This window comes from Psychrobacter sp. 4Bb, from assembly GCF_002836735.1.
Lineage (GTDB): Bacteria > Pseudomonadota > Gammaproteobacteria > Pseudomonadales > Moraxellaceae > Psychrobacter.
On the sequence record NZ_PJAS01000072.1, the window covers coordinates 56,240 to 81,571 of the forward strand.

The window sequence follows — 25,332 nt, forward strand, 5'->3', positions numbered from 1 at the left end:
CCCAAAGTTAAATAGTTTAAATCTAGATAAACCAAAATCTATATGCAAAGAAAAACCCCGAACCTAGGGCGATTGGTTCAGGGTTTCAATACTTCGTGTTATTGTTATTATCTCTCTTCCGTGCTGACTCATCCTAAGTCATTTAACGGTATCAATATAAGACAGCGGGCTGACCTGTGCTTTTATTGATACTGTCTCAACACTACATCCATGCGTATCCTTGTGTTGATGGATGTATTATAGGCCAATGAATTTGGTGCCGATAGAAGCTAAAGACTCTATTTTGCGTAAGCATATGCTTACATTATCTCTATGTATTACCGTTAATAAACAGCCTCTTTTATTAACCAAAACTGCGCTGCTCTTGTCTGTGCTCTTCTGACACTTTTTCGCCTTCTTTCTTGCCTTCTTCGATTTTATTATCAGTCTCTTGGATATCTTCTGCTTGTGCAGTAGGCGCATTGCCTTCTTGCTTACTTGCCTCTTCTGGCTCATATTGCAAGGTAGTCATCACAGGAAAATGATCAGATCCTACGGATGGCATACGCTGAATATCAACTACCGTAAAACAGGCACTATGAAATATATGGTCTAGAGCCCAACGCAGAAATGGATATTTAACATGAAAGGTATTAATAAAATGTCGACCAATGCGAGGATCTAGCAGGCCAGAGATACGTTGGAAACGACGTGTGGTTTTTGACCAAGCGACATCATTGAGATCACCTGCCAGTATCGCCGTTTGGTCGTTTTCTTTAATGTGTTTACCTACCATGAGCAGCTCAGCATCACGTGTGGTGGACTTATCAGCTTCAGTTGGGCTAGGCGGCATGGGATGTAAGCAATATAACCAAATGACGCGGCCTCCTTGCAAACGCAACTGTGTATGAATAGACGGTATATCATCTATCATCAAATACTTAACTTCAGGATCAATTAGCTCAAGCTTAGAATACAAGTGCATACCATATAGATTATCTAGTGGCACTTTCACGGTGTAGGGATAGTCAGACTCGACTTGCTGTAAGGCTTGCTCCCATTTCTTATCACTCTCTAATGTAATTAAGATATCCGGCTGCTTTTGCTTAACCAAATCAACCAGCTTTTGCGTTTCGTCATTGGGCGTCAATACGTTTGATACCATGATTTTTATTTGATGCGCTTGCCCTTCTGGCTTATCTTTTGCCTTTTGAACTTCTTTTTTCCACAGCTTAGTATATGGCAGTACCATTCTCAGCTGAAATGCTAACGTACCGCTCAATACAACAAACAATATCCACTGCCATAACTCCCACTCTGAGAAAAACACTAACATGCCAAACCAAGCGATAATACCAAGCACCATTATTTGAATACGTGGAAACTCAACACCACGCACCCACCAGTTATCTAGCGGCAACCAGCCCCAGATTGTGACAAAGGCGATGAATCCTGCTAGACCTTGTAAGGCGTAATATAATAGTGAGAGATCCATAAGTAGGTACTAACCGTTGATTAAAGTGTCGATAGAGCCGATGATGTATATTGGTTAAGCTTTTGTTTGATAAGAAATATCGTGTTTGTAACCCGCCTGACATCAAATAACTGACGTCGAGTAATTGTGTTTGAGACTTACTTTAGCACTTCAGAAGATTCTCGCCTACTGGTGAGTCTCAATTATGCGACAACTATCATAAAACGTTACAATATTGGCTCATTCAATATAATGAGTGCTTTATTAAACATTATATTTTTGAGGTCGTCAGATAGCCAAGTATCTCTTCAATAGTAATAACTTAAAGTTATAGTCGACATAGTTAATAGTGTATAGAAAACGACCAAATAATAGCCAAAACGCCTTGCTTTTTCGCGCCATTCACGGCATTGTTATCGGTTGACGATGCAACAAATAATTGTAAATAGGATTGAACTTCATGAGTGATTTAACAGTAGGTTTGGTAGGCTGGCGCGGTATGGTAGGGTCAGTATTGATACAACGTATGCAGGAAGAAAATGACTTCAACGGTATCACACCCGTGTTTTTTTCTACCAGTAATGCTGGTGGTGATGCACCAAAATTCGATGGTATTGAAACCGGCCAACTAAAAGACGCTCATGATATTGACGCACTTGCTGCTTGTAATGTCGTTATTACTTGCCAAGGTGGTGACTATACGTCAAAAGTCCATCAACCATTGCGTGATAGTGGTTGGAACGGCTATTGGGTTGATGCGGCAAGTACCTTACGTATGAAAGATGACAGCATCATCGTTCTTGATCCAGTCAACCGTAACGTTATTGATAGTGCCCTAGCCAACGGCAAAAAAGACTTTATCGGTGGTAACTGTACCGTATCATTGATGCTAATGGCTATCGGTGAGCTGTTTAATAAAGGTTGGGTCGAATGGGTCAGCGCGATGACGTATCAAGCTGCTAGTGGCTCTGGCGCAAACAACATGCGCGAACTCATCAACGGTATGGGTGTGTTACGTGATGCCGTTCAAGACGAATTGGCTGACCCAGCTAGTGCTATTCTTGAGATTGATAAAAAAATCGCTCAAACTCAGCGTTCAGCAGACTTCCCTACACAATACTTCGGTGTACCACTGGCAGGTAGCTTGATTCCTTATATTGATGTGCAGCTAGAAAACAAACAGTCAAAAGAGGAATGGAAAGGCGGCGTCGAGACCAATAAGATCTTGGGTAATGATGAAACCAGTACGATTCCTATTGATGGTATGTGTGTACGCGTCGGCGCTATGCGTTGTCATGCGCAAGGCCTAACGATCAAGCTAAAAAAAGACATTCCGCTAGAAGAAATCGAAGCTGCACTCAAAAACAGTGGTAACGAATGGTTGGACTTGGTCGAAGATGACAAAGAAGCTACCATGAACCGCCTAACGCCAGTAGCAGTGACTGGCACCTTAACTGTTGCCCTAGGTCGCTTACGTAAGCTTAATATGGGCCCTGAGTATCTAGGTGCATTTACCGTTGGTGATCAATTGTTGTGGGGTGCAGCAGAACCATTACGTCGCATGCTTAATATCATCCGTGAGCAAAACGTCTAACTCAGATACCTTAAATGAAGCACAAAAAAGACAGCGATTGCTGTCTTTTTTTATGGGCTGATTATTATTCAGGTTGGTACGCAATCATTACCTCATTGCGACGTAAGAATGGTAGCGTCCAAGGCGGGTTATAACGTGCCAATTCAGGCTCGCCTGTAGGCGTCAAATTCTGGTCTTGCATCCATGTTTGCAGCGCTTCGGTTTTTTCCGCTACTTTATCTTCTCCTGCGAGCCAAGAGAACTTAATCACACCGTACGTCTGTGCAGGTACTTCTATAATCTCAACGTTTGAATTATTTGGTTTAGGCAACGTTTGCATTGTATATTTACTAGGCATCGTAAATTGCACGCGCCACTTACCATCGTCTTGTTGCATACTGACTGGTGCTGTCATGGCAATTTTTTGTGGCTCATTATCACTTTCTTTGTTATTAGCTTGCATCGTGACAGGTGCCGTCATACTGATTTTACTACTGTCTCCATATGGTGCTGTGTTATTACCAAAATTATAGTCCGCTAAAACCTTAAACCCTTCACGACTTGCTGAGTCTTGGTCACCACTCACCCACGTTTGCGCTACTAGCTGCTCATCATAACGACGCAGCTCAAAGTCATCTACTTGGGTCAACACCGTATATTTCGGCTCTTCAGTAGCCATAGCCCCTCCTGATATCAATAATAAACCACTCAATAATAAGTAAGCTGTCTTTTTCATGTCATGTCTCCAGCATCTAAAAGCATGGTGTGGCAATGATTATTACCTCACCTGTATAACTTCTACTGTATCAATAGACCTCTAGCACTGTCTGTGTCTTTTGGCGTGCTATCTGTATTTTTGGTTATGAAAAAGGGATGTCAAATAAAATCCCTAAAGAACATATTAACTATGTATCGATACCACTAAATATCCATGTCCAAAAAAACCGCTAACAATGCTATAATTAGCGCCATTTTCATAGCTTAAATAGCGGTTATCATATGCAATTTGTCTTACATAAAACGGCCAGCGGTGCAACGCGTGCACGCCGTGGTACGGTTCATCTCAATCATGGCGACGTGCAAACGCCTGCTTTTATGCCTGTTGGTACTTATGGTACGGTCAAAGGCATGCTTCCACGTGATATCGAAGCCATCGGTGCTGATATTATTTTGGGCAATACCTTCCATCTCTGGTTACGTCCGGGTACTGAAGTCATTGATAAATTCGGTGGCTTACATAAGTTTATGCATTGGGACAAGCCTATCTTGACCGATTCAGGCGGTTTCCAAGTATTTAGCCTCGGCGCAATGCGTAAAATCACCGAAGAAGGCGTCAATTTTAAATCTCCTATCGATGGCGCAAAGGTATTTCTCTCACCAGAAAAATCTATGCAAATTCAGTACAGCTTGAACTCAGACATCGTCATGCAGTTCGATGAGTGTACGCCTTATCCAGCCACTCATGATGAAGCGAAAAAGTCGTTAGAGCTATCGCTACGTTGGGGACAGCGCTGTATCGATGAGCACAACAGACTGGGCAGTACCAACGCATTATTCGGTATCGTACAAGGCAGCATGTATCCTGATTTGCGTCAGCAATCACTTGAAGGTCTGTTAGAGATTGGCTTCGATGGTTATGCTATTGGTGGTCTTTCGGTTGGCGAGCCTAAAGAAGAGATGATAGATGTCCTAGACTACCTGCCTGACGATATGCCAGCAGATAAGCCACGCTACCTTATGGGTGTTGGTAAGCCTGAGGATTTAGTTGAAGGTGTACGCCGCGGCGTGGATATGTTCGACTGTGTGATGCCAACGCGTAACGCGCGTAATGGCCATTACTTTGTGACGGGCGATGCAGACAATGCTGGCGTGGTACGTATTCGTAATAGCCAATATCGCAATGATGAAGGCCCACTAGATCCTGAATGTGACTGCTATACTTGCCAGAACTTTAGCCGTGCTTATCTGTACCATCTTAATAAGTGCAAAGAGATGCTAGGTGCTCAGTTAGCGACCATTCATAATTTACGCTATTACCAACATTTGATGCAAGGTATCAGAGATGCTATCGAGCAAGACAAATTTGATGAGTTTGTCAGCGAGTTTTATGCCAAACGCAGTCAAACAGTTCCTGAGTTAAACTTGCGTTAATCCTGTTTAACATTCACGACCGTATAACGATATCTGTTGAAATAAAAAAGGGCTTAAGAATAATCTTAAGCCCTTTTTCTATGCTGCTTTTATCATTTAATGATTCGAATAGTGTCCTTTGACTACTATCCCATCAATGACGTCACAAATACTACAATAACAGCGATTGGCGCGATGAATTTCGCAACGATTTGCCACAGCTGCCATGTACCATTAGATAAACCAAGCTCTTGCTGAATGTTACGTTGATCCATTTTCCAACCAACAAATACAATTGCAGCCAGACCTGTTAGAGGCAGTAGGAACTTACTAGTAAGCTTATCTAATGCATCAAAGATACCATTACCCATGATAGTAAAGTCAGACCATAGGTTGAACGATAGCAATGCTGCAATACCTAACAACCAGATTACTGTACTTGCCACGATAGTCGATACAGTACGACTCATCGACGTACGCTCTTCTAACAACTCAACGGTTGGCTCAAGTAACGAGATAGATGAGGTGATAGCAGCAAAGGTAATAAGTAAGAAGAACAATGCACCAATGATAGTACCTGCACCCATGCTACCAAAAGCAATTGGCAAGCTTACAAAGATAAGACCAGGACCTGATGCAGGATCTAGACCATTGCTAAAGATGATTGGGAAGATAGCAAGACCAGCAGCCAACGCAATAACCGTATCTAAAATAACAACAGTACGTGCTGTTTTTAGTAAGTTCACTTCACGGCCCAAGTACGAGCCATAAGCGACCATGATACCCATACCAATTGATAGGGTGAAGAAGGCATGACCTAATGCTGCAAGCATAACATCAGCCGTTAGTTTGCTAAGATCTGGCGTAAATAGGTAAGCAACTGCTTCACCAAACCCACCGTTCATCATGTTATAACCGACGATAACGAACAGAATCACACCCAATAATGGCATCAAAATCTTAGCTGTTTTTTCGATACCACTTGTCACACCAATACCAACGATGACAGCGGTTAAAATCATAAATACCGTATGCCAGATCGTCAATGTACCAGCTGATGCAAGCATAGCATCAAAGGTTGCAGCAACAGAATCACTGTCTTGACCAGCAAAACTACCTGTTGCTACTTTAGTGATATAGTTAAGCGCCCAACCACCGATCACACTATAGAACGATAGAATTAAGAAGCCACCTAAGATACCAGTAGCACCAACGATGCCCCAACTACGTGACTTACCTTCAGTCGCTGCTACGTCTGAAAAAGTATTGACTGGGTTTTTTTGACCACGTCGACCAATTAACCATTCAGCAACTAATATCGGAAAACCGACCAGCGCGATACAGAACAAATAGGCAATAACGAAAGCTGAACCACCGCTTTCGCCAACCATGTATGGAAATTTCCATATGTTTCCTAAACCAACTGCTGAGCCTACTGCTGCCAATACGAAGCCAAAGCTTGAGCTCCATTGGGCATGTTCTTGTTTATTGATAGCCATTTTTTCCGTCCTCGTGCTTCAATTAACGTTACTGATAATCTTCCTTGATCAACATAAATAGTCGGCTTTACCATTGGATTATTTAGTAAACGCTTCTATGTGAAACGCCCAGCAACATTAAGAAAGAATTGATTACAATATTGTAAACGCTCAGTTTCTGCTAAGCGACCAAAAAAGTCAAGTGCTCATAAATATAAAAAGCCATAACAAATAGTTATGGCTTCTACGTAATTCGCCTTCATCCCACAAGAATTTAGCTGATTAAAAGTATCGAACTCATCATTAATCGAGTTATGCTTTCTTTAGCGCACAACACCGCGACTGCTATTTTGTAATGAATCAATAAGTAGCTGAATTTTTGGCTCTTTAGCCAATAGTTCACTATGTAAGACTTCCAACGCTTGTGCAGTGGTCAAACCTGATCTGAAAATCGTACGGTACGCTTGACGTAATACATTAATGGTTTCTTTTGACCAACCTTTACGGCGCATACCTTCGATATTGAGTCCATGAGCCTTTGCTGGATTGCCAGATACCATCGTAAATGCAGCCACATCTTTTAGAATGAGGCTTGCTCCACCAATCAAGCTATAGTCATCTACTGTACAAAACTGATGTATGCCTGAGTTACCACCGATGATGGTATGGTCGCCAATAGTCACATGCCCCGCTACACCGACATTGTTAGCCAGTACGTTATGATCGCCAATGACACAATCATGTGCGACATGGGTGTTTACCATCAGTAGATTATGACTGCCGATTTTAGTCAGCTCGCCGTCTTGCGCTGTACCACGGTGTAAGCTACAGGCTTCACGAATCGTATTGTGATCGCCGATTTCAAGCCAAGTGCGCTCACCTGCATATTTCAAGTCTTGAGGATCTTCACCAATACTCGCAAATTGATAAAACTCATTGTGTTGGCCAATACGAGTCAGTTTAGTCACAACGACATGTCTATGCAAAACCGTATGCGCACCAATTGATACTTCATCACCAACGATACAATAGGGCCCGATGATAGCAGTCTCGTCAATCTGCGCGGACGGTGAGATGAGTGCTGTAGGATGAATCTGACTCATAAGATGGGCCCTTGTATCATTTGATGCGAGTAAATAATAAAAAAGTATCGCTATTTCAGTGTTACTAACGAAGCTAATACCAGTTATGTTGTTGAGTTTACATATAGCTGTTTATTGCAGTGATAGTGAGCGATTTCAATATCGCTCTTTGTACAGTATGGCTTATTGAAAACTTAAGCACCCTTCGTGTTAGCAGGTTTTTGCTGCTCTTGACGTGCAATCATGATTTGAGCACTAGCAGCCAGTTCATCTTCGACATGAACAGTACAATCAAATTTATAGATACCGTGTCTTTGCATCACGGTCTTTGCACGAATGATAAGCTGATCACCAGGAATCACACGGCGTTTAAAACGGACTTTATCCACACCTGCAAATAGATAGAGGTAACCGTCTTCTGCTGTCAGTCCTGCACTGATAAAACCGAGAACCCCTGACACCTGTGCCATTGACTCCACCATCAATACCCCTGGCATAATCGGCTCATCAGGAAAGTGGCCGTTAAAAAACTCTTCATTAATAGTCACGTTTTTGATACCAGTAATACACTCACCTGGCGTACAAGCTACAATACGATCTACCAGCATAAAAGGATAGCGATGCGGTAAATAATGCTTAATCGTATGATACGTTAACGGTAGCGTAAGACCTTGCTCAGCCAAGCTTTTAACTTCTTCATCAGTTGGGATATCTATATTGTTATTGCTCATAATGACGCTTCCTTGCTGTGTTTTGAATATCTATTATTTGTTTGTGTTTGCATTAGTTATTGCCTAGCTGACGAAAACGTACAGCAGCACGTCGCCAATTAGCAGTTGGCATTGCAGCAGTACCAGATGAATATGAGCCAGCGGTTTTAATGGATTTGGTTACCATGGTCATGCCAGACAAAACAACATCGTCTGTAATCTCGATATGCCCTGTGATACCGACAGCGCCGCCTATTATACAGCGCTTACCTATCGTAGTACTACCCGCAATACCCGTTTGAGCAGCAATAGCAGTGCCGTCACCGATACGGACGTTATGGGCAACTTGTACCAAATTATCAATAATCACGTGATTACCAATAACAGTATCATCGATAGCGCCACGATCGATACACGTCTGGCTACCAACTCTTACATGATTACCAATAATGACACGGCCTAACTGGGCAATACGCTCCCAACCTGTGTTACTAGGATCTTTAGTAGGCGCAAACCCGAACCCTTCAGATCCGATACTTACCCCTGCATGCAATCTAACGTGATTGCCAATGACACACTCAGGCCCGACAACGACTTGCGACTTAATCACACAATCGGTGCCAATACTGGTATTGGCTTCAACCACGACATGAGCATCGAGTGAGCTACGTGCCCCTATTTGCACATTGTCACCAATCACACAAAAAGGGCCGATATTGACTTGCTCGCCAATAACAGCACTGTCTGCAATCACAGCACTAGGATGAATCCCGTTAGATAAAGAATGACGTGCAAACAGCTGACTGGCACTGGCATAAGCCAAATATGGATTTGAGACGACTAGCGCTATCGCTGAGGTAGGCACTTGGTCACGATATGCTTCCGTCACCAACACAGCACCGGCGTCACTGCTAGCCAAGCTAGAGATATAGTGAGGATCTGCCAAAAAGCTCAACTGCTGCTGATTGGCCGTCGTCAAACTACCGACGCTACTGAATGGTTGACACAATTGCTCAGTGTTAATCTCAGCCTTATTAATAATAGGCTGACGCTGCTCAATTCGAGTAATGAGTTGCTCAATCGTTATCATAATGACTATTAATAAAATGTGTTTATAAATGAAACGGTCGCCAAAATAACAATGCGTTTTGACGACCTACTAAGCTCTAATGATATTTCCGTCTATTTGAGACAATCTTCGAAACTGCTCAAATAGATGAGAATGATGTCATTAATTTAGAATGTATTACCAATCTGGAACTGGACTTTTTCAGTCTCATCGCCCTCTTTGTCACCAAATGGTACCGCGTAGCTCAGTGAGATTGGACCAATTGGCGTATACCAAGTGATACCAGCACCAGCACTATAGCGGAAGTCATTATCTTGAGTCAGTAGCTTAATTTCACTACCGTCGTCATTTAGAGCAGGATCACCAGTATTAGGATTGATAAAAGTGCGATCTTCTTTATCAGAGGTGTCAAAGACCTGACCACCTTCAGCAAACAATACTGGGCGTACTTGATCTGCCCAATCACCTTTAAACGGCATTGGCAAAATTAATTCTGCACCAAACGTTGCTAGTGCATTACCACCAATATCTTCATCTGTAAATCTTCGATCAGCATTAACCGCATCAAGATAAACTTGTGATTTAGGTCCCAGAGTAGATGATTCATAGCCACGTACTGAGCCATAACCACCAGCATAGAAGTTCTCATAGAACGGTAAATCATTACCATAACCAAGCTTAGTATAACCACGCGCGATCACATCTTTATAAAGAGGATAATATATATTGCCGCTATAAGTTAGCTTTTGGTAATTGGCATCACCAAGACCGATGGTTGCATCAACCGCATGGCTCATCCCTTTGGTAGGAAATACTGGACGGTCTAAAGTGCTGTAGTCCCAACCAAACAATAGGTTGTAAGTCTGATAGTCATTCTTGAAGCTAGCAACACCATCAGTCTCGACTTCCGGCGTTTTCGTACCGCCCTCGTCTAGAATTTCTTGGACATTAGATATACCCAGATAACGACCACCACGAACCTTTGTGTTGTCTACATTTAGACCAGCACTAAGACGTTTGGTTTCGTCAATAGGATAACTATAGTTCAGCGTCGCACCATATGAATCGGTCACATAGTTACTAACGTTATCATCGTCATATTTAGTTTTGCGATAATAACCGCTGATACCTTGAGAGACACCGTTTTCTGTAAAGTACGGATCGGTATAACCTAGGCTATAAGAGTCGCGTGTTTCTGAACGAGAAAGCGCAGCCTTTACACGGTTACCGGTACCCATAAAGTTGTTTTGAGTCAGATCCAATTGGAAAGTCACACCACCACTTTGTGAGTAACCTGCTGCAATCGTTGAGCTACCAGAAGGCTGCTCTTCAACCACATAGTTTACATCGACTTGATCGGGCTGGTTAGGTACTGGCTTAACATCGACAGTGACATTTTTAAAGAAGCCAGTACGCATTAAACGCGTGCGTGACAGCTGAATTTTGTCATTGGACGACAGCGCACCTTCTAACTGACGCATCTCACGACGTAATACTTCGTCTTGCGTTTTGATATTACCCGTAAAGTTGATACGGCGAACGTAGATAGGACGTGCAGGATCGATATAGTAATCGACATCGACCATTTTAGTATCGTCATTGATACGTGGTACTGGTCTGATTTGAGCTAGATAATAGCCTTCGTTACCATAGCGTCTTTTGAGAGAAGCAGTGGTTTCGTCTAGTTTTGCTTGCGAGTACTTTTCATTAGATGCAAAGCTCACTAGCTCTTTTAGCTCACTATTCTCAAAGGTAGGTTTACCTAGAAAGTTCACTTCGCCAAACTGGTATTGCTCGCCTTCACTTAGGCTAACTTCGATAAACACGCTACTCTTGTCTTCGCTAATGTTCAATACGGCATTATCAACTGAAAAACGCACATAACCATCGTTCTGATATAGCGCCTTTAAACTCTCTAAACTGGCGGCCAGTTTTTCTTGAGCGTAACGATCAGATTTAGATAATAGACGCGTCCATGAAGATTCTTTTACCGCGAAAACGTCTTTAATCTCTTCATCACTAAAGTGCTTGTTACCAATGATATTGATATCGACAACTTTAGCAGGCTTGCCTTCTACAAAGCGCACATCAAGTTTTACGCGGTTACCATCAAGTACCGTTTGATCTACTTCGATATTACTATTGTAGTAGCCTTGGCTAATATATTGCTGTTGTAGCTCATTGGCCACACCTTGCAAAGTAGACTGCTTGAGCACGTCACCAGCAGAAAGGCCAGCATTCTTCAATCCCTGCTCAAGCCCTTCTTTAGGAATAAGCTTGTTACCTTCAAAGGTTACTTCAGCGATCGTTGGACGCTCAATGACGTCAAATCTTAGCTTGCCACCTTCGACACGGCTTTGAATATCAGCAAAGTTCTCAGTTGCATATAGCGCCTTAATACTGGCAGCTAAGCTACTATCATTCACCGTATCGCCTACCGTAACAGGTAAGACCGGATAGAGGCTATCAGGGGTTAAGCGTTGTAAGCCATTAAAACCGATGTCAGTTACTACAAATTCTGCAGCCTGTACTGGCATACTCATCATCGCTACAACTAACGGCAACCCAGCCGCGCTCATAATTAAAGGCGTACGCATAAACACTATCCGTCAATAAAAAAATTGCTTAAGTTAAGTTAAAAGGCACGTATTGTCTAACCCGTGCGCATAAGGTTATAAACCCATGCAAGGGTAACTCAGAACACTTTATATAAATTGCATCACAAAATAAACTAAAAATTACGATTAGTACAGAGGCTGCGACACAGAGTAGCATGCCTATCATAACAATAATCAGCCTATAATAGGCGTAAAACCATTAGTATATCGTGCTTTATCAGCCATATTGCTCATCCGCCGATCAAAATAGCCGGCTGATGTCATTACCAATTGCTAACACCATGAAACCTGCCAGCAAGAGTAAACCGATATTTAGACCGACCATTTGCACACCTTCAGACAATGGCTTACCGCGAATCAGCTCGATAAAATGATAGACAATATGCCCACCATCTAATACTGGAATCGGCAAAAGGTTTAAGACGGCAAGACTCAGGCTAATTAGCGCCGCTGTCGATAATACCATCTGCCAACTGATATCAAAGCTTTGTTTGGCGACTTTGGCAATGGTAATTGGCCCTGATAAGTTGTCTAAGCCAATCATACCGGATAGCATTTTTCCCATTGAGCTTACGGTCATTACTGCGAGCTGCTCAGTCTTTTCAAACGACTTAACTAACGACTCACTAGGACCATAGACCACGGTAGTCTTGTAATCATCAGGGATAACAATCTCAGTCTGATCCACCATCGCACCAATCTGTCCGTAATCATTACCCAAGTTGTCTTTTTTACCTTGAGGCATAATCTGCAACTGTACAGACTTGTCATCACGCAACACCGTAAAGTTCAATAGCGTTTCAGGATTATCACGGATGATACGTGTCGCAGTAATCCAATCTTCGATTGACTCATTATTAATAGCAGTAATGCGGTCACCAACCTTTAGACCTTGGCGGCTAGCGGCACCATCGGGAGCCAAACCGCCTACAATCGGCGCAATCTGCGGCTGCCATGGCAACATACCAAAGCTGGTCAGTGCGTCTTTGCCTTGAGCCTCACCTTGCATAAACTGTGTGACGGGTGCTTGATAGGTTTTAGTCGACTGATCGGTTTGGGCGTCTGACTGCAAGGTAATGCTAACATTATCCGTCTCACCCATACGTCCTGCAAGGCGATAGTTAATACCTTCCCATGTCTGCACATCATGTCCATCAATCGCCACAATCTTATCGCCGACTGGCAGCTGTGCCATTGCAGCAGGCGTATCTGGTAGTACCTGTCCAATCTTAGTCGCCAACTGCTCAGATGGGGTCATAAATAGTACCCAAAATAGCGCGATAGCGATAACAAAATTCATGATAGGACCAGCTGCAACGATAGCAATTTTCTTGAGCGGATGCTGTCGATTAAACGCAAGGTGCTGCTCATCTTTTGCGACATTACCTTCACGCTCATCTAGCATTTTTACATAACCGCCAAGTGGCAATGCTGAGATACGATAGTCGATACCGCTCTTTTTGCTGGTCCAACCAAAAACTTTAGGACCAAAACCGATAGAGTACGTTAACACTTTGACACCGCAAAGCCGCGCCACAATATAATGTCCCCACTCGTGTAAGGCAATAAGCGGACCTAAGACAAATATGGCGGCAAGAAGTGTTAGTAAAAACGTCATGATTTTTTCTCAGTATTGTCTCTCAGCATTTTTATTAACATCTTCGCTAATCTCGTTTATCAATGTCATATATCAGCTAAGAGACGCTTGCTACGATTATGTTAGCTTTGCTACCAACTTATCAGTCAGATGGCGTGCAATCTTATCGATTGCCAATATGTCTTCTATGTCAGCGGTTTCGTTCAATGGAGGCAGCTGTATGTCATTTAAGGCTTGTTCGTTAATATCAGCAATATCCGTCAAACGTATTTTACCATCGAGGAACGCTGCTACTGCAATTTCGTTTGCAGCATTAAGCACAATTGTGGCTTGCGTTCCGGCTTGCATAGCTTGGCGGGCCAAACGCAAACAGGCAAACTTTTGCAAGTCAGGTTCAATAAACTCCAAACCACTAAGTGCAAATAAGTCTAACGGCTGCGAGCCACTATCCATCCGATCAGGGTAGCTAAGCGCGTGCGCAATGGGGGTTTTCATGTCTGGACTGCCCAGCTGCGCCAAGAAGCTACCATCGCTATATTCTACCATCGAGTGAATGATACTTTGTGGATGAATAACCACATTTATCTTATCTTCAGGCAAATCAAATAAGTGACAGGCTTCTATCAGCTCAAGCCCCTTGTTCATCATCGTGGCCGAATCGACAGATATCTTTTGACCCATTGACCAATTCGGGTGTTTGACCGCTTCTGCGACGCTTGCCTGCTGCATCTGCTCAAACGACTGCTGCAAAAATGGCCCACCAGAGGCTGTCAACCATAGTTTACGAACACCATGATTTGACTGATGGATTTGCGTATTGTCTTGCTGAATAGCGAGTGGCAAGCATTGAAAAATGGCATTGTGTTCGGAGTCGAGTGGCAGCAAAGTGGCTTTGTGTGTCTTGACCGCATCAATCATAACTTTACCTGCCATCACTAAGGCTTCTTTATTGGCCAATAAGATACGCTTACCTACACGTGCTGCTGCTAATGTAGACGGCAACCCTGCCGCCCCTACAATCGCCGCTACAACCGTATCAGTCTGTGAGTCAGTGGCAATATCTACCAATCCTGCCTCACCCCCTACGACCTCACTATCAATCCCCGCGGCTTTAAGCCTGTGAGCAAAATCATCTACGGCTGACGTCGGCACACTGACGCGTTTCGGCAAAAACTGCTGACAGAGTGCAAATAGCTTATCTAAGCGATGATAGCCTGACAAAGCATAGACTTCGTAGGTATGCGGTTGTGCCGCTAATATTGCTAAGGTGCTATCGCCAATCGAGCCTGTCGCGCCTAGTACGGCGATGCGTTGCGTCATAACCATCAATGCCCATGATACTTAAAAATAATAAAAATAGAATATCGTCTGTTAACTATAAAACCACTGTTCTGATAACCGTGTTTGTCATACTAATGTATTACTTGTGTTCGGCTCACTTATATTAGTATTAATGAGAATAAACCATAGAGCAGGTTCAAATAGAAAAATGCTGCTATATAACCTTATACCACTATCAAGCCAAGCTGCTGTATCGCCCAAAAACCAAGGGCAAATATTGGTGTGGCAGACAGTAGCGAATCAATACGATCAAGGATACCACCGTGACCTGGCAAGATAGTACCTGAATCTTTTACATCAGCACGACGTTTGAGCATCGACTCAAACAAATCTCCAAGTACAGAGGCAAGAATAGTGATGGCCGATAACGCTACAAATGCGATTAACGGTACACCGGTCAGCTGTAATTTAAAGACGCTAATGGCTACCACAACTAACAGCCCTGTAACGAGGCCACCAGCCAATCCTTCCATGCTCTTATTGGGCGAAACATTGGGTGCCATTTTTCGGCGACCAAGCTTGCGTCCAACGAAATATGCACCGCTATCTGCACACCATACTAATAAGAACACATATAGCAGCCACCATGCCGACAGTTGCCAGAGATAGAACATCGCCGTGATAGATGCCGTCAGAATAACCGCGCCCATCATTGCCAGCTGGTTGCCGTACCATCTCGTCTGTGTTGGAAAGACTCGAACCCAAGACAGCGCCATCAGCCATATAATGAGTGACGCCACCCACCAAAACAGCCAAGTCACCTTGAACATCAGCGAGAATATAGTGAGCGCTAAAATAATTAGAACGAATACAGCAGGTTGGCGCCACTTAGGCATCAATTTGGCCCACTCATGAGCGGCGATAATGACCCCAATGGCCAACAGTGGTGCAAATAAAATAGGCGTTTGGCTCGCAAACATTGCAATACCAACGATAATAACGAGAACAATTGCCGTCTTAATTCGTTGCCACATACTTATCGAGCCTTATAATAATGAAGAACAGATGGTCAAAAAATGCATTATAGCAGCTAACTAACGATGGCCTAGTGATAGCATTCAATACTCATTCAAGCCATTTATCATTGCATAAACCAACCCTATTGACCAGTTATACAATACTAACTGAACTGAACCGACTGAACTTACCTATCAACTCATTGCTCAGTGCCCTTGCTGCTCTATTACTACCTGCTCGCTGGTTTTACCAAAGCGGCGTTGACGTTTTGCAAACTCTGCGATCATCAAAGCCAGCTCTTCTGCTGTAAAATTCGGCCACAATGTGGGAGTGAAAAACAGCTCAGCATAAGCGGATTGCCACAATAAGAAATTAGAAATACGATACTCGCCGCCCGTACGCACTAGCATATCTACTGCTGGCGTGTCGGCTAATTGTACGTAGTTACCTAACAGCTCTTCGCTGACATCTTCAGCTTTTAATTCGCCATCTTGCACTTGCTGAGCCAGCTGTTGTGCTGCGTTTGCGATATCCCACTGTCCACCGTAGCTAATTGCAATCACCAGCGTCATTGCGTCAAACTCTACCGTCTTTTCTTCTGCGTCAGCCATTAACATTTGTAATGACTCACTAAGCTGACTACGGTCACCGATGAAACGCAAGCGAATACGATACTCATTCATGCGCGGCATTTGCTCATGAATCGTCGATGTGAGTAGCTGCATCAATAGTGCCACTTCACTAGGCGGTCTCTGCCAATTTTCGCTAGAAAACGCAAAAACGGTCAGCACTTTAATGCCTGTATTGACACAATAATCAACAAGGGGATCTAGTGCATTTTTACCCGCTATATGACCTTGACCTTGGCCTAAATTATTGGCCTTACCATAGCGATTATTACCATCCATAATGATGGCGATATGACGAGGAAGAATAGCGGGCGCCAAAACGGCTGAAGTGGACATAGGCGAACTTGCTTATTGTTAAGGTAAAATAATAATAACGTGTGCAACGGCGAATAAAAAGTGCCATTTATATAATTCACTAACTTATCATAATTATATTGTGAATTTTTAATGCTCAGAATGCGATGAACAAAGTCTAATCAATCGCGTTTTTGGCATGTTCTAGATATGGCTGCATATAGTTGATTCAGTTTAAAAGAGAGACCAGCAACCGAGTTCAGATGTATATGCGATACTTCAATCGAGGTTAACGCTGCGACTCTTTTATAGAGGATTAACTATATCAGTCTACACAATAATAAACAGCCAATAGCTACAAAGTATTGGCTGCTAAATTACAGATAATCTACCGAACTGATTCTTGCTATAAATACCAAATATATTAGTCTTAAACTTCCATCAAATCGCTTTCTTTTTTGCTTAAGCGAGCATCGATCGTTTCAATGTATTTGTCAGTGATTTTTTGAATGTCATCACTCGCGCGGCGCTCATCATCTTCTGAGATTTCTTTTTCTTTTGCCAAGTCTTTGATATCATTCATCATGTCACGGCGAATATTACGGATAGACACTCGGCTGCTCTCAGCTTCACCACGTGCAAGTTTTTGCATATCGCGACGAGTATCTTCTGTTAATGCGGGCATTGGCACACGAATCACATCAGCAGACATTGGGTTTAGGCCCAAATCTGCTTCACGAATGGCCTTGTCTACTGCTTGTACCATAGTACGGTCAAATGGTTGAACCAGTAAGGTACGCGAGTCCTCAACGTTTACGCTTGCCACTTGGTTCAATGGTGTATCAGAACCATAGTAGCTAACCATCACACCTGACAACATACCTGGATGCGCACGACCAGTACGAACTTTACTGAAAGTGCTTTCAAGCGCTTCCAACGTTTTTTGCATGCGTGCTTCACCGTCTTGCTTAATCTCTTTAATCATTGTGTATCCTTATTTATCGTTACCGACAAATTTTTTATTTGCTATTGGGATATTAACTATTTGTTGCTAATCGTTAGCTATTTACTGACGTTAGTTGCCAGTATCGCATCAATTAATGAAAAACTCGTGTGCCTTCATTTTCACCCATGATGACATTCAATAATGCATTAGGTTTTGTCATATCAAACACTTGTAGCGGTACGTTATGCTCACGGCATAACGCGATAGCCGTTAAATCCATGACGCCTAGCTTTTGCTCTAATACTTCATCAAAAGTCAGACCGTCATATTTGACTGCATCATCATGTAGGCTTGGGTCTTTGTCATAAACGCCATCGACCTTAGTCGCTTTTAAAATCAAACCGGCTTCGATCTCGATACCGCGCAAACAAGCAGCAGTGTCAGTGGTAAAGAATGGGTTACCCGTACCTGCAACAAAGATACAAACTTCGCCGTTTTTGAGATAACGAATGGCATTACGACTGCTATAGCTTTCGGTGACTTCACCAATCGGTAACGCTGACATCAAGCGCGTTTTTATGTTGCGACGCTCAAGCGCATCACGCATTGCCAGTCCGTTCATAACGGTTGCTAACATGCCCATCTGATCACCAGTAACGCGGCCAACGAGACCTTCTTTTTGTAACTGTGCACCGCGATATAAGTTACCACCGCCAACTACGATACCCACTTGGACACCAAGTCCACGCAAGTGAGCGATAGACAAGCTCATTTTATCAAGCACTTCGGTATCGATACCCATGTCTTTACTACCAGCTAAGGCTTCACCGGAGAGTTTCAGCAAGATACGAGCGTAACGCGGGTTTTTGTCAGACATGAGGTCACCTTGTTATCATGAAATTATAAAGAAAATTATCGGTAAAATACAAATCGAGTTTGCCCACAACGCCACACTTACAGCTAAGCGTATTAAAAAGGCTAAATTGCGCTAATTGTAGCAAAAACTGCCCGCCATTGGGCAATTTTCACTCGCATATCTTATTGGATATCTAGCCTTGATAACTGGCGAATAGATCGTATTCGCTAGCATCATCAATAGTCACGGTTAAGAACTGCCCTACTTTAACTTGAGCGTTGATATCATCAACATAGACATGACCATCAATTTCAGGTGCATCAGCATAGCTACGGCAGATAGCAATCTTTTCATCGCTGTCAATTTCATCGACCAATACCGTTAAGGTTTTGCCGACTTTTTCTTGTAGCTTTTGCGCTGAAATATCTTGCTGTAGCGCCATTAAACGCTCATAGCGAGACTGCTTGACGTCTTCAGGGATATGGTCAGGCAAGTCATTGGCCACTGCGCCTTCTACTTCTGAATAAGTGAATGCACCCACGCGATCAAGACGTGCTTCAACTAGCCAATCAAGCAAGCACTGAAAATCTTCTTCTGTCTCGCCAGGGAAGCCAACCACAAAAGTCGAGCGAATCACGATATCAGGACAGATATCACGCCACGCTTTGATACGTGCCAAGGTGTTTTCGCTATGCGCAGGACGTTTCATCGCTTTTAAGATGCGATGACTGGCATGCTGGAACGGAATATCCAGATAAGGAAGCAGTTTCTTCTCACCCATCAACTCAACGACTTTGTCTACATGTGGATACGGATAGACATAATGCAAGCGAACCCAAATGCCCAAATCGTTCAATGCTTGGCATAAGTCATAAAACTTAGACTTGAGCGGCATACCATTCCAAAAGCTGGTTTTATACTTTAGGTCAAGGCCATATGCCGAGGTATCTTGCGAGATGATAAGCAACTCTTTCACGCCAGCTTTTTTGAGCGCCAGTGCTTCATTCATAACATTATCAATCGGGCGCGATACCAAATCACCGCGCAAGCTTGGAATAATACAGAACGTACAACGGTGATTACAGCCTTCTGATATTTTTAGATAAGCATAATGGCTTGGGGTCAGTTTGATACCCGCTTCATTAATCAAATCTATTTTTGGATCATAGTTGGCGTCCTGACTGCGATTTGGCTTAGGCACATGCTGCGCTACTGCCGTAATCACTTCATCATAGGCATGTGCGCCCGTCACTGCTAGTACAGCTGGATGCATCTCACGGATTTTGTCCGCCTCTTTACCTAAGCAACCAGTAACAATCACTTTACCATTTTTGCTAATGGCCTCGCCGATCGCATCAAGTGACTCTTGTACCGCTGACTCAATAAAGCCGCAAGTATTTACCACGACCAAGTCAGCACCATCATAATCACTGGCTACTTGATAGCCGTCACGGCTTAGCTCAGTGATAATACGCTCACTATCTACCAATGCTTTTGGACAACCTAGTGATACAAAACCAATCTTTGGCGCTGCACTAACTGGCATCGTAGCAGTCGCATTGGCAGTCGTAACATCGCTGCTTTGGGCTACACTACGGTTTTGGTTATGGTTGGCTTTATGATGGTAAGGTTGTTTAGTGTCTGTTTGACTGGCATCTGCCTGACTCTGCGCTTGTACTATGGTAGGCGCGGCAGGATTGAAGATAGTGGCAGTGTCTTTTACGGCAGATAGAGGAGCTGTTGCTGTCGTATTCACTGACTCGGTAGAAGTTTTGGACATGGCTGACCTTGCTAGAGATAAATTGGCTGAGCGCATTGTACGTTTTTTTTGCAAAAATCACCAGTTTTGCCGCTCTATAGTCTTGATTTGTGGTTAAATATTATCTCAAGCATCTGACTTTTTTGGGCCCTACCGATGAACGCTGATTTTATAACCGCCAAAACAACCCCTGACCTCGCATTTATATCTCAGCATTTATTCACCGCTATTTTATGGGTCAACGATGAGCTATCAATCACACGGTTGAATGCTCAAGCCGAGCAGCTACTTGCCATTAGTAGCGGCAGACTAATCAATCAATCCATCTTGACTCTGCTCGCACCTGATGAGTTAAAGACTAAAGATACTGCATTTATCGATAATGATATAAATGAAAATGAGTCTTCGAGCGAGCCAGCTTACTCTTTGACCGAGCGTTTTGTGCAAGCTCAGAACTACCAACAGCCTTTTATCGATCATGACCACATCATAAAAACACCACTAAATGGTAATTTATCATTGTCAGTCGACTATAGCGTCACGCCAGTCATCTATGAACAGCAGCCTTATTTTATTATCGAGATGTGGGGTAAAGATCGGCAAAGTCGTATCTCTGAGGAGCAGCGTCAACAGCAGCAGTATACAGTGGCCCGTCATATGTTACGCTCGGTGGCACACGAAATAAAAAACCCTCTTGCTGGTATTCGCGGGGCAGCACAACTGTTGCAACGGCAATTCATTAAATTCAGCGACGCATCTACTACTAACACCTCTAGCGCTGATAATGCTTTGACAACTACCAACGCTGACACGCAGCATGATTTGCAAAAAATGAATCAAAAACTGCGCAACTATACGGACATTATTATTTCAGAGACTGATCGATTGACTCATCTTATTGGGCAGCTTCTGGGTTCCAATCAACTGCCAAACTGGCAAACGCTCAATATCCATGAGCCTTTAGAGCATGTCTTAACCTTAGTGACCAATCAGTATCCACAGGTAGTGTTACAGCGTGATTATGATTTATCATTGCCAGAGTTGTGCGCTGATAAGGATCAACTGATTCAAGTGTTTTTAAACCTCATTAATAATGCTTGTGAGTCGATGACTGAGTTCGAACAAACGCTACAACAGAATAAAATCTCAGAGTCTCAAGAATCACCACAAGCTACCATGCAAAAGAGTAATTCTGACTATCAACCGACATTGCATATTCAAACGCGGGTTGCCTTTCAGCATACGATCGTCGGGCAGCAGCACAAGCAAGTGATGCAAATTACCATTACCGATAATGGCTCAGGTATTGATCCAGCATTGATCGGTCAGATATTTTTCCCAATGGTCACTAGCCGTGCAGCTGGTACAGGTCTTGGATTATCCATCGTCCAAGATATTATCAGTCATCATCATGGTATGATTGATGTGAGCTCGACAAAAGAACAAGAGGACAAGCAAACCCGATTTACGCTATACCTACCATTTACTCAACCCATCACTGAGACATAAAACAAATTATGAATTTATGAATTAAAGGCTGCTAAGTTTCCTAATGCCCAACTCCCAATCCCCAACTTACTATCAATAATTGCTGATTAGGCCCAATACATGACTGAATATAGCGACGACCTCCAACCTAAAAGCGATGATCAATCAACACAATCACAAATAGTAACTGTGAATAATGCACCCAGCGACCACCCTGCAACATTGTGGTTAATCGATGACGATGCAGCCCTACGTATGGTGTTGGCAGACACGTTTGAAGATGCTGGATTGACCGTTATCAGTTTTACCCAAGCACAAGCAGCATGGACTCGCCTTAACGATGTGTTAAAACAGCAAGAGTCAGCCGAGCAATTACCAGACGTCATACTAACCGATATTCGTATGCCAATGATGGATGGATTGTCTTTTAGCGACTGGGTCCATCAGTACTTCCCTAAAATGCCAATCGTAATTATGACGGCACACTCAGACCTAACCTCTGCTATCAATAGCTATCAGACAGGGGCTTTTGAATACTTGCCCAAGCCTTTTGACTTAGATGACGCGGTTGCAACGATTTATAAAGCCATCAATTATCAGCCCAACTTAGAAACAACAACTGTTTCCCTTTTAGATGAATCCAATACCAATACAACGTCTGACACTTCCACCGAAGACCTGATGAAATCTAAAGCAGCACCTGCCAGTAAGACAACCAAAGACAATAAGAACAAAGGTGCCGTCGAAGGCAAAAGTAATGGGAACCCTAGCGGCATCATTGGACAGTCACCAGCCATGCAAACGGTGTTTCGTGCTATTGGCAGACTGGCTCAATCCCCCATTTCCGTCTTAATCACTGGCGAGTCTGGAACAGGTAAAGAGTTGGTAGCCAGTGCTCTACATCAGCACTCCCCGCGTAAGCAACAACCATTTATTGCGCTTAATATGGCAGCCATACCGCATGACTTGATCGAGTCTGAGCTATTTGGTCACGAAAAAGGTGCGTTTACTGGTGCAACGACGATGCGTCAAGGCCGTTTTGAGCAGGCAGACGGTGGTACTCTATTTTTAGATGAAATCGGTGACATGCCTTTTAGCACTCAGACAAGGCTGTTACGCGTACTGGCCAATGGTGAGTTTTATCGTGTTGGTGGTCAGCAGCCAATAAAGGTCGATGTACGTATCATCGCAGCCACCCACCAAAACTTAGAAGAGCTGGTAAAACAAAGCCGATTCCGCGAAGACTTATTTTATCGCCTCAATGTCATTCGATTACCCCTACCGCCACTACGTACACGCCCTGAAGACATTCCTGCATTAGCCCTCTACTTTATGCAGTCTGCCGCAGAGCAAATGAATACCACTCCAAAGCATTTACATCCTGCCGCATTGCAAATTATGCAGACGTTTGACTGGCGCGGTAACGTACGTCAATTAGAAAACGTCTGTTTGTGGCTCACGGTCATGGCTACTGGTGACACTGTGATGGCGACAGACTTGCCACCAGAGCTACTTGAAAACATCTCACCTAATACGGTGCTTTATGAAGAGCACGGCCCAACAGAGGGAGACGCTCAAGAGCATTTGGCACAAAATGGCAATGTGTTAAATGGTAGATCATTAAACAGTCATCAAAATGAGCGAAGTAGCCCGTTGCCTAAAAACCAAAGTTGGCAGCAAGCATTGGCTGATTGGGCTGAGCAGTCGTTAAGCACGGGTGAAACTGATATTTTGCAAACAGCAACCCCTGAGTTTGAGCGCGTTTTATTAACAGCAGCACTCAATCATAGTGGCGGTAAAAAGATAGAAGCCGCGAGCTTACTTGGTTGGGGACGCAATACTCTGACACGCAAATTGCAGCAACTGGATATCTCTGCCCCGAGAGTACCAACTAAAGAATAAAAAACGTATAAAGCATGATATTAAATTATTATTAATATCAATTACTTAAAATTAATATCAAAAATAAATGATAAATAATTAAAAATAATTGCAAATAGGGGTTGCCAAACAATTAAAACTCTATATAATAGCCAACCACTGAGACGCACTACCGAATCAGTTAACTGTCTAGATAGCGTTTGAGTTTAATCGTTTTTGATGATAGAGTAACGAAAATGGGGCTGTGGCGGAATTGGTAGACGCACCAGATTTAGGTTCTGGCGCCGCAAGGTGTGAGAGTTCGAGTCTCTCCAGCCCCACCATTTTCGGATAGTGAATAAATTGTCTCAAACCTATACTAAACCTGCCTTCGGGCAGGTTTTTTTATGTGTGGAATTTGGTATGAATATCTTCCGTGGGCTGAACTGTGGAACAGTATCAACTGTACTATCCTTCTATAAGCCTTAAATCGTAAGTGTTTGGAGAGTTTTTTGTAGATATAGCCCATATTCTTCCGTGGGCTATAATCAGTTCTTATCTATGTTTGCCCAAGTAAATCTTACAAAGAGTATTTCACTATATTTCGTATAATTAAATAGCCCTATAAGTTAGTAGCCTATAGGGCTTTTTCATTATAGGATGCATCTACTTATTACCATTTTAGTATAATGTGCTGGTCTAGAGACTAACTACTGAGAGTTGTATTTTTTGTTCTCTGAGCTTAATCTAATACCATCAAAAAAGGATTATTAAGATGAACAAAGCGATATCATTAACTTTGGCTACTTTAGCTTTTACATTCTCAGCTTCTGCTTATTCCGCACAGTTTTCTTCTATTATTGATGCAATGGCAATACCTAAAAATTCTCTAAACAATGTAAGTGGCTGGGAGAACGCAGATGAAATTAAAGGTGTTAAATGGAAATGGCCGTATTACGAATCAGGCGCTCATGATAGTACGATGGAAGGAACAACCAAGGTAGGCAGCAGTAAAAATCCTAATATAGGTTATACTGAAGTTACTATCACTGGTGCTAGGACTTTCATGACAGCTATTGAAATAATGATTCAGAATGAAGGAGAGAGTCCTTCTAAAAGTGAAGTAAATAAGCTTTTTGGTTCTGGTAAGGTAACTAAAATTGCATCATCTTGTGATAGCAATCACCCTAACGAGAGAGATGCCACTTATTATTTTACTAGAGCAAAAGATCAGCCAGTCTTTATACGTTATGAAATAAATTGGGGTGCTGCAGGAAAAGGTGGTAGTGCAGGTGGTGCAAATATCACAGTTGCTAATAGATTAACAGATTTAAATAGTCGCTATGGTTACGAGGATTGCTATGACAATCGGACGTTAGAAAAATGGTTGATTGATTGAGCTACGCTGAAAAAACTGTAGAAACTAGCATGAGATATTTTAAGCAGAAAGCTCAATGCTAATGATCCACGTTGACGATTTTATAGTCACTAA

At 42.9% G+C, this 25,332-nt stretch carries 19 protein-coding genes and 1 tRNA gene; 6 read left to right on the plus strand and 14 right to left on the minus strand.

Annotated elements, in window-relative coordinates:
• Positions 1 to 343 precede the first annotated feature (343 nt).
• Complete coding sequence (locus CXF60_RS10945) at positions 344 to 1,474, minus strand: endonuclease/exonuclease/phosphatase family protein (protein ID WP_102091961.1); 1,131 nt, start codon at positions 1,472 to 1,474, stop codon at positions 344 to 346.
• A 439-nt stretch (positions 1,475 to 1,913) separates the two neighbouring features.
• On the opposite strand from CXF60_RS10945, the gene asd reads away from it, so the two are divergent.
• Complete coding sequence (gene asd / locus CXF60_RS10950) at positions 1,914 to 3,047, plus strand: aspartate-semialdehyde dehydrogenase (RefSeq protein WP_102091962.1); 1,134 nt, start codon at positions 1,914 to 1,916, stop codon at positions 3,045 to 3,047.
• 64 nt (positions 3,048 to 3,111) lie between these two features.
• Here the strand turns inward: asd and CXF60_RS10955 are convergent, their stop codons facing one another.
• Positions 3,112 to 3,705: an SOUL family heme-binding protein gene (locus CXF60_RS10955; RefSeq protein ID WP_228707114.1), complete on the minus strand. Its 594-nt coding sequence runs from the start codon at positions 3,703 to 3,705 to the stop codon at positions 3,112 to 3,114.
• A gap of 320 nt (positions 3,706 to 4,025) precedes the next feature.
• Between CXF60_RS10955 and tgt the strand changes: the two genes are divergently transcribed.
• The gene (gene tgt, locus CXF60_RS10960) at positions 4,026 to 5,177 is read left to right on the plus strand and encodes a tRNA guanosine(34) transglycosylase Tgt (RefSeq protein WP_102091964.1); all 1,152 of its coding nucleotides are present in this window, start codon (positions 4,026 to 4,028) and stop codon (positions 5,175 to 5,177) included.
• A gap of 125 nt (positions 5,178 to 5,302) precedes the next feature.
• Here tgt and CXF60_RS10965 read toward each other — a convergent pair whose 3' ends face one another.
• From CXF60_RS10965 to rimO, 12 genes are all read right to left on the minus strand, one after another.
• Positions 5,303 to 6,655, minus strand: coding sequence for a sodium-dependent transporter (locus CXF60_RS10965; RefSeq protein WP_102091965.1), 1,353 nt, complete (start codon positions 6,653 to 6,655; stop codon positions 5,303 to 5,305).
• A 302-nt stretch (positions 6,656 to 6,957) separates the two neighbouring features.
• A complete protein-coding gene (lpxA, locus tag CXF60_RS10970) occupies positions 6,958 to 7,737 on the minus strand; it encodes an acyl-ACP--UDP-N-acetylglucosamine O-acyltransferase (protein WP_057759135.1) in 780 nt (259 codons plus the stop codon).
• A gap of 173 nt (positions 7,738 to 7,910) precedes the next feature.
• The gene (gene fabZ, locus CXF60_RS10975) at positions 7,911 to 8,447 is read right to left on the minus strand and encodes a 3-hydroxyacyl-ACP dehydratase FabZ (RefSeq protein ID WP_102091966.1); all 537 of its coding nucleotides are present in this window, start codon (positions 8,445 to 8,447) and stop codon (positions 7,911 to 7,913) included.
• 52 nt (positions 8,448 to 8,499) lie between these two features.
• Complete coding sequence (gene lpxD / locus CXF60_RS10980; RefSeq protein WP_102091967.1) at positions 8,500 to 9,516, minus strand: UDP-3-O-(3-hydroxymyristoyl)glucosamine N-acyltransferase; 1,017 nt, start codon at positions 9,514 to 9,516, stop codon at positions 8,500 to 8,502.
• Between the two features lie 146 nt (positions 9,517 to 9,662).
• Positions 9,663 to 12,092: an outer membrane protein assembly factor BamA gene (gene bamA, locus CXF60_RS10985; RefSeq protein WP_102091968.1), complete on the minus strand. Its 2,430-nt coding sequence runs from the start codon at positions 12,090 to 12,092 to the stop codon at positions 9,663 to 9,665.
• Positions 12,093 to 12,354: 262 nt separating this feature from the next.
• Complete coding sequence (gene rseP, locus CXF60_RS10990) at positions 12,355 to 13,731, minus strand: RIP metalloprotease RseP (protein WP_057759128.1); 1,377 nt, start codon at positions 13,729 to 13,731, stop codon at positions 12,355 to 12,357.
• Between the two features lie 96 nt (positions 13,732 to 13,827).
• On the minus strand, positions 13,828 to 15,036 hold the full coding sequence (ispC, locus tag CXF60_RS10995; protein ID WP_102091969.1) for a 1-deoxy-D-xylulose-5-phosphate reductoisomerase: 1,209 nt from the start codon (positions 15,034 to 15,036) through the stop codon (positions 13,828 to 13,830).
• Between the two features lie 179 nt (positions 15,037 to 15,215).
• Complete coding sequence (locus CXF60_RS11000) at positions 15,216 to 16,025, minus strand: phosphatidate cytidylyltransferase (RefSeq protein ID WP_102091970.1); 810 nt, start codon at positions 16,023 to 16,025, stop codon at positions 15,216 to 15,218.
• A gap of 189 nt (positions 16,026 to 16,214) precedes the next feature.
• Positions 16,215 to 16,973, minus strand: a complete 759-nt coding sequence (uppS, locus tag CXF60_RS11005) for a polyprenyl diphosphate synthase (RefSeq protein WP_102091971.1) — start codon at positions 16,971 to 16,973, stop codon at positions 16,215 to 16,217.
• Between the two features lie 388 nt (positions 16,974 to 17,361).
• The gene (gene frr, locus CXF60_RS11010) at positions 17,362 to 17,916 is read right to left on the minus strand and encodes a ribosome recycling factor (protein WP_057759123.1); all 555 of its coding nucleotides are present in this window, start codon (positions 17,914 to 17,916) and stop codon (positions 17,362 to 17,364) included.
• Between the two features lie 112 nt (positions 17,917 to 18,028).
• Positions 18,029 to 18,754, minus strand: coding sequence for a UMP kinase (gene pyrH / locus CXF60_RS11015; RefSeq protein WP_057759121.1), 726 nt, complete (start codon positions 18,752 to 18,754; stop codon positions 18,029 to 18,031).
• A gap of 172 nt (positions 18,755 to 18,926) precedes the next feature.
• A complete protein-coding gene (gene rimO / locus CXF60_RS11020) occupies positions 18,927 to 20,513 on the minus strand; it encodes a 30S ribosomal protein S12 methylthiotransferase RimO (protein WP_102091972.1) in 1,587 nt (528 codons plus the stop codon).
• A gap of 135 nt (positions 20,514 to 20,648) precedes the next feature.
• Here rimO and CXF60_RS11025 point away from each other — a divergent pair, with 135 nt between their 5' ends.
• The 4 genes from CXF60_RS11025 to CXF60_RS11040 all read left to right on the plus strand — a co-directional run bounded on the left by CXF60_RS11025 (position 20,649) and on the right by CXF60_RS11040 (position 25,239).
• On the plus strand, positions 20,649 to 22,001 hold the full coding sequence (locus tag CXF60_RS11025) for a two-component system sensor histidine kinase NtrB (RefSeq protein ID WP_102091973.1): 1,353 nt from the start codon (positions 20,649 to 20,651) through the stop codon (positions 21,999 to 22,001).
• 99 nt (positions 22,002 to 22,100) lie between these two features.
• Complete coding sequence (locus CXF60_RS11030) at positions 22,101 to 23,882, plus strand: sigma 54-interacting transcriptional regulator (protein WP_102091974.1); 1,782 nt, start codon at positions 22,101 to 22,103, stop codon at positions 23,880 to 23,882.
• Between the two features lie 217 nt (positions 23,883 to 24,099).
• Positions 24,100 to 24,184: transfer RNA gene (locus CXF60_RS11035), tRNA-Leu, on the plus strand.
• Positions 24,185 to 24,615: 431 nt separating this feature from the next.
• Entirely contained in the window at positions 24,616 to 25,239 is a 624-nt protein-coding gene (locus CXF60_RS11040) for a hypothetical protein (protein ID WP_102091975.1), read from the plus strand.
• The last annotated feature ends 93 nt before the right edge of the window (positions 25,240 to 25,332 follow it).

Excerpts from the sequence above, each read along its gene's own strand:
- CXF60_RS11000 (WP_102091970.1), bottom strand. The coding sequence starts at position 16,025 with ATGTGGCAACGAATTAAGACGGCAATTGTTCTCGTTATTATCGTTGGT.
- uppS (WP_102091971.1), bottom strand. The coding sequence starts at position 16,973 with ATGTCCACTTCAGCCGTTTTGGCGCCCGCTATTCTTCCTCGTCATATC.
- frr (WP_057759123.1), bottom strand. The coding sequence starts at position 17,916 with ATGATTAAAGAGATTAAGCAAGACGGTGAAGCACGCATGCAAAAAACG.
- rimO (WP_102091972.1), bottom strand. The coding sequence starts at position 20,513 with ATGTCCAAAACTTCTACCGAGTCAGTGAATACGACAGCAACAGCTCCT.
- CXF60_RS10955 (WP_228707114.1), bottom strand. The coding sequence starts at position 3,705 with ATGGCTACTGAAGAGCCGAAATATACGGTGTTGACCCAAGTAGATGAC.
- fabZ (WP_102091966.1), bottom strand. The coding sequence starts at position 8,447 with ATGAGCAATAACAATATAGATATCCCAACTGATGAAGAAGTTAAAAGC.
- ispC (WP_102091969.1), bottom strand. The coding sequence starts at position 15,036 with ATGGTTATGACGCAACGCATCGCCGTACTAGGCGCGACAGGCTCGATT.
- CXF60_RS10965 (WP_102091965.1), bottom strand. The coding sequence starts at position 6,655 with ATGGCTATCAATAAACAAGAACATGCCCAATGGAGCTCAAGCTTTGGC.
- rseP (WP_057759128.1), bottom strand. The coding sequence starts at position 13,731 with ATGACGTTTTTACTAACACTTCTTGCCGCCATATTTGTCTTAGGTCCG.
- asd (WP_102091962.1), top strand. The coding sequence starts at position 1,914 with ATGAGTGATTTAACAGTAGGTTTGGTAGGCTGGCGCGGTATGGTAGGG.
- lpxD (WP_102091967.1), bottom strand. The coding sequence starts at position 9,516 with ATGATAACGATTGAGCAACTCATTACTCGAATTGAGCAGCGTCAGCCT.
- CXF60_RS11025 (WP_102091973.1), top strand. The coding sequence starts at position 20,649 with ATGAACGCTGATTTTATAACCGCCAAAACAACCCCTGACCTCGCATTT.
- tgt (WP_102091964.1), top strand. The coding sequence starts at position 4,026 with ATGCAATTTGTCTTACATAAAACGGCCAGCGGTGCAACGCGTGCACGC.
- bamA (WP_102091968.1), bottom strand. The coding sequence starts at position 12,092 with ATGCGTACGCCTTTAATTATGAGCGCGGCTGGGTTGCCGTTAGTTGTA.
- pyrH (WP_057759121.1), bottom strand. The coding sequence starts at position 18,754 with ATGTCTGACAAAAACCCGCGTTACGCTCGTATCTTGCTGAAACTCTCC.
- lpxA (WP_057759135.1), bottom strand. The coding sequence starts at position 7,737 with ATGAGTCAGATTCATCCTACAGCACTCATCTCACCGTCCGCGCAGATT.
- CXF60_RS11030 (WP_102091974.1), top strand. The coding sequence starts at position 22,101 with ATGACTGAATATAGCGACGACCTCCAACCTAAAAGCGATGATCAATCA.
- CXF60_RS10945 (WP_102091961.1), bottom strand. The coding sequence starts at position 1,474 with ATGGATCTCTCACTATTATATTACGCCTTACAAGGTCTAGCAGGATTC.
- CXF60_RS11040 (WP_102091975.1), top strand. The coding sequence starts at position 24,616 with ATGAACAAAGCGATATCATTAACTTTGGCTACTTTAGCTTTTACATTC.